The organism is Streptococcus pseudopneumoniae (genome assembly GCF_038148935.1).
GTDB classification, from domain to species: domain Bacteria; phylum Bacillota; class Bacilli; order Lactobacillales; family Streptococcaceae; genus Streptococcus; species Streptococcus pseudopneumoniae_U.
This window is the reverse complement of the sequence record NZ_JBBJZX010000136.1, coordinates 1-3,005: the sequence shown is the minus strand read 5'-3', so window position 1 is coordinate 3,005 and position 3,005 is coordinate 1. Positions and strand designations below refer to the sequence as shown.

Annotated in this window: 4 protein-coding genes; all 4 read right to left on the bottom strand. The window is 36.6% G+C overall.

The window, feature by feature from the left end; genetic code table 11:
• The coding region (locus WKI42_RS09935) for an ATP-binding cassette domain-containing protein (RefSeq protein WP_368081843.1) at window positions 1-549 on the bottom strand (549 nt) is incomplete at its 3' end.
• Window positions 546-1,091, bottom strand: coding sequence for a CDP-diacylglycerol--glycerol-3-phosphate 3-phosphatidyltransferase (gene pgsA, locus WKI42_RS09930; RefSeq protein WP_000712138.1), 546 nt, complete (start codon window positions 1,089-1,091; stop codon window positions 546-548). The genes WKI42_RS09935 and pgsA, both read right to left, overlap by 4 nt.
• A gap of 10 nt (window positions 1,092-1,101) precedes the next feature.
• Complete coding sequence (gene rodZ / locus WKI42_RS09925; protein WP_368081842.1) at window positions 1,102-1,944, bottom strand: cytoskeleton protein RodZ; 843 nt, start codon at window positions 1,942-1,944, stop codon at window positions 1,102-1,104.
• A 41-nt stretch (window positions 1,945-1,985) separates the two neighbouring features.
• Window positions 1,986-3,005 (bottom strand): EF-P 5-aminopentanol modification-associated protein YfmH (gene yfmH, locus WKI42_RS09920; protein ID WP_368081841.1); only part of this gene is annotated, 1,020 nt, incomplete at its 5' end.

Below are 3,005 nucleotides of genomic sequence, written 5' to 3'. Positions count from 1 at the left end.
TACTGTCTCAATCAGTTCTCTACGACCCTCAGGGTCCAACATACTCGTTGCTTCATCTAGGATTAAAATAGCTGGTCTTAGGGCTACAACACCTGCAATGGCCACACGTTGCTTTTGGCCACCTGATAGACGCGCCGGCTCTCTCTTTTTAAAGTCTAACATGCCAACTAAAGCCAGAGCTTCTTCCACTCTCTTTTTCATTTCTTGACGAGAAAGGCCCTGATTTTCCAAACCAAAAGCAACATCATCTTCAACAGTCGCTCCAACAAATTGATTGTCTGGATTTTGAAAAACCATACCGATTTGACGACGTATTTTCCAAACATTTTCCTCAGTCAGCCGTTGGCCATCAATTACAATCTCTCCGGATTCTGCTTCCAGTAAGCCATCAATTAAGCGAACCGTCGTTGATTTACCACTACCATTATGCCCTACAATCGAAAGCCATTCTCCACGTTTCACGTGAAACGTAATATCTTTCACATCATAGTATTCCTGACTTTCCTTATAGCGAAAAGAAAGATTTTTTACATCAATTATTGATTTCATTTCGAACCAAATGTCCCTTTAAATACATAAGCACTACCCTTGAAATAATCATAGCCAGAGTAGATAGTGAAAAACAAGGCTACATAAAGTAGAACTTGACCAAGCAAAGTCCAATGTAATAGCAAGAAAATAATGGCAAACATCTGACTGAAAGTTTTAATTTTTCCAGGCATTGCCGCTGCTAAAACCGTTCCACCAGTTTCAACCAATAAAAGCCTCAAACCTGTCACAGCCAACTCACGACAGATGATCACCGCAACAATCCAAGCCGGAGCCATACCTAACTCAATCAGCATAATAAAAGCCGACATAACTAGTAGCTTATCCGCCATAGGATCCGCAAATTTACCAAAATTACTGACTACATTCCATTTACGTGCTAAATATCCATCTAAATAGTCGGTAATACTGGCAATAGCAAAGATAATAGCTGCTACTATATGACTCTCTATCGAATTTCCTACTGTTAAAATAAAGATAAAAATAGGTATAAAAAGAATTCGACCTATTGTTAAGAGATTTGGAATTTGTTCTTTTTTCATTCGTTTTTCCTTAATTTTTAGTAAAGGTTACAGTGATTTGTCCAGTCTGCGCTGTTAACTTCGATAAATCAACAGTCTGATTATCTACTGTCAAAGTAACACCTTTTACAACACCTAATGTAATGGTTACAGGACTTTTAGTTGCAACTGTTGCTTCTGCACTTTTATTATCCGGTGATAAGGTCACACCGCCCTCAAGTTCGCTTTCTGAAACGCTGACCCAACTTGTAACATCTGAAACTGCCAATTGCAATTTAACTGTCTCCTTACCTGTCTTATAAGCGATTTCTACATGATTTCCTTCGCCTGATACACTTATAGCTGATTCTACACTAGAAGAACTGCTAGATGAACTACTACTTGAGGAGTGAGGAACAGAGCTAGTTGAACTTATTGAACTTGTTGATTGAACCACACTGTAATTAGAAAGAGAAGGCCCCTCTGGTTGAGTTTGAATATAGTTCCAAACATAATAGGTCACAAAAATTAAAATCGATAAAGCAAAAAGGATAAAATAGAATAAAGGTAAAAATGATGTTTTTTTCTTCTTTTTCTTACTTGAACGTCTACGACCTGTCAACTCGTTTTCATCAACATCTACTTCCTCATAAGTAATCATACTCCCAGAATCATAAGCATCCAAGACAATTTGGTCATCTAACTCAACAGCCCATGCATATTTTCTCAAGAAAGAACGCGTGTAAAAAGGACTTGGAAGTTGATCGAAATCGTCTGCTTCCATTGCTTCCAACATATCTAACTGGATTTCTGTCTTTTTCTGCAATTCATCTAAACTCAATCCCTGATTGATTCTAGCTAATCGTAAAACCTCACCAATTGTTTTTTTCCTCATACTTGTCATCCCTTCTTTCTAGTGTCTATTATGATAGGTTACTACGATGGGAATATTGTAAAATCAACTATGTCACCATCATCTATTAAATGATGTCCAGCATCAAGGACATCCTCTAAAGTAATTTCCTGTAAAATCTTTGGTAAATCAAAAATTGTCTCACCATGTTCAAAAGCATCATATTGCGTTGCAAGCAATTCAAGAGAGTTCATGCTACTGAAAAATTCGCCAAACATCTCTCTTTTGATAATATCTAAATGTTCCTCTGTAATATCTAAATCCTTTGTAAAATTACGAATGGCCTTCCTAAATTGATGAGATAAAGCAACTGGCTCTTTCGTATCCATTGTCAACATAACAAAATGAAAGCGACTTGTTACTTCAATTTCAAGAGATAGGGACGCATCTATTTTACCTGATTCATATAACTTTTGAAAACGATCCGAAGTCCAACCAAACATCATTGCAAACAATAATTTTAATAAAATATGATGTCGATAGCAATCCGCCTCAGAAACTCCTCGCTTACCTCTAACTCCAATCGCTAGTTTGGGAGAAGATACTTCCATTCTCATACTATCTGTTGGTTTTACATCTTGTAAAAGCAACTTTTCTCTTGCTACTTCCTGAACATCTAAATCTTTCAATTCTTTTCTTTCAAAATAGTCCTGTACTTGATCCACATCAAAATTGCCAACTAAAAACAGAGACATGTTTACAGGTTTGTAAAACTTTGTAAAATTTTCTTGCAAATTCGTTAGATGGATTTGGGAAATGGACTCCTCACTTCCAACTATATCCGTTGCTAAAGGTGTGCCAGGATATAAATTCGCTAAGGTTGAAAAGAATAAACACGAATCTGGATCATCTTGATACATTTCTCGTTCTTGCTGGATAATATCCTGCTCTCTCAAAATGGAATCTTCAGTAAAGTGTGCTGATGTTACCAATTCATCAAGTAAGTCTAAATTCTCTAAGAGATAATCCGTTGCTGAAAAAAGATAGTTTGTTTTTGTAAAGCTTGTAAAGGCATTACTATCTGCACCTAGACTCGTAAAAGC

Coding starts and splice junctions, on each gene's coding strand:
- pgsA (WP_000712138.1), bottom strand. CDS start 1,091: ATGAAAAAAGAACAAATTCCAAATCTCTTAACAATAGGTCGAATTCTT.
- rodZ (WP_368081842.1), bottom strand. CDS start 1,944: ATGAGGAAAAAAACAATTGGTGAGGTTTTACGATTAGCTAGAATCAAT.